The organism is Pseudomonas sp. NPDC087615, assembly GCF_044743445.1.
GTDB classification, from domain to species: Bacteria; Pseudomonadota; Gammaproteobacteria; order Pseudomonadales; family Pseudomonadaceae; genus Aquipseudomonas; species Aquipseudomonas baetica_A.
This window is the reverse complement of the sequence record NZ_JBIUWM010000148.1, coordinates 1-1,277: the sequence shown is the minus strand read 5'-3', so window position 1 is coordinate 1,277 and position 1,277 is coordinate 1. Positions and strand designations below refer to the sequence as shown.

1 pseudogene is annotated in these 1,277 nt (G+C 57.2%); it reads left to right on the top strand.

Features of this window, described 5'->3' with window-relative positions:
• Window positions 1-43: 43 nt before the first annotated feature.
• Window positions 44-1,277 (top strand): annotated as a pseudogene (atpD, locus tag ACIOU6_RS28015) (F0F1 ATP synthase subunit beta); the annotation flags it as partial.

The following is a 1,277-nucleotide window of genomic DNA, read 5'->3' as shown; positions in this document are numbered from 1 at the left end:
CGCTGCCGCGGTTTAACGGTTCAAATATTCAGAGGATCCAGCTATGAGTAGCGGACGTATCGTTCAAATCATCGGCGCCGTTATCGACGTGGAATTTCCACGCGACAGCGTACCGAGCATCTACAACGCGCTGACAGTTCAAAGCGCGGCCGGAACCACTCTGGAAGTTCAGCAGCAGCTGGGCGACGGCGTGGTTCGTACCATTGCGATGGGTTCCACCGAGGGCTTGAAGCGCGGTCTGGAAGTTACCGACTCTGGCGCAGCCATCTCCGTACCGGTCGGTAAAGCGACCCTGGGCCGGATCATGGACGTGCTCGGTAACCCGATCGACGAAGCTGGCCCGATCGACACCGAAGAGCGTTGGGGCATTCACCGTCCAGCGCCTTCGTTCGCTGAACAGGCAGGCGGCAACGACCTGCTGGAAACCGGCATCAAGGTTATCGACCTGGTTTGCCCGTTTGCCAAAGGCGGTAAAGTCGGTCTGTTCGGTGGTGCCGGTGTAGGCAAAACCGTAAACATGATGGAACTGATCCGTAACATCGCCATCGAGCACAGCGGTTATTCCGTGTTCGCCGGTGTGGGTGAGCGTACTCGTGAGGGTAACGACTTCTTCCACGAGATGAGGACTCCAACGTTCTGGACAAAGTGGCACTGGTTTACGGTCAGATGAACGAGCCGCCGGGTAACCGTCTGCGCGTAGCACTGACTGGCCTGACCATGGCCGAGAAGTTCCGTGACGAAGGTAACGACGTTCTGCTGTTCGTCGACAACATCTATCGTTACACCCTGGCCGGTACTGAAGTATCCGCACTGCTGGGCCGTATGCCTTCGGCAGTAGGTTACCAGCCGACTCTGGCTGAAGAGATGGGCGTTCTGCAAGAACGTATCACTTCGACCAAGGAAGGTTCGATCACTTCGATCCAAGCGGTATACGTACCTGCGGATGACTTGACCGACCCGTCGCCAGCGACCACCTTCGCCCACTTGGACGCCACCGTCGTTCTGTCCCGTGACATCGCATCCCTGGGTATCTACCCAGCGGTAGATCCACTGGATTCGACTTCGCGCCAGTTGGACCCGAACGTAATCGGTCAGGAACACTACGACACCGCTCGCGGCGTTCAGTATGTTCTGCAACGTTACAAAGAGCTGAAAGACATCATCGCGATCCTGGGTATGGACGAGCTGTCGGAAGCCGACAAACAGTTGGTTAACCGTGCTCGTAAGATCCAGCGCTTCTTGTCGCAGCCGTTCTTCGTGGCTGAAGTCTTCACCGG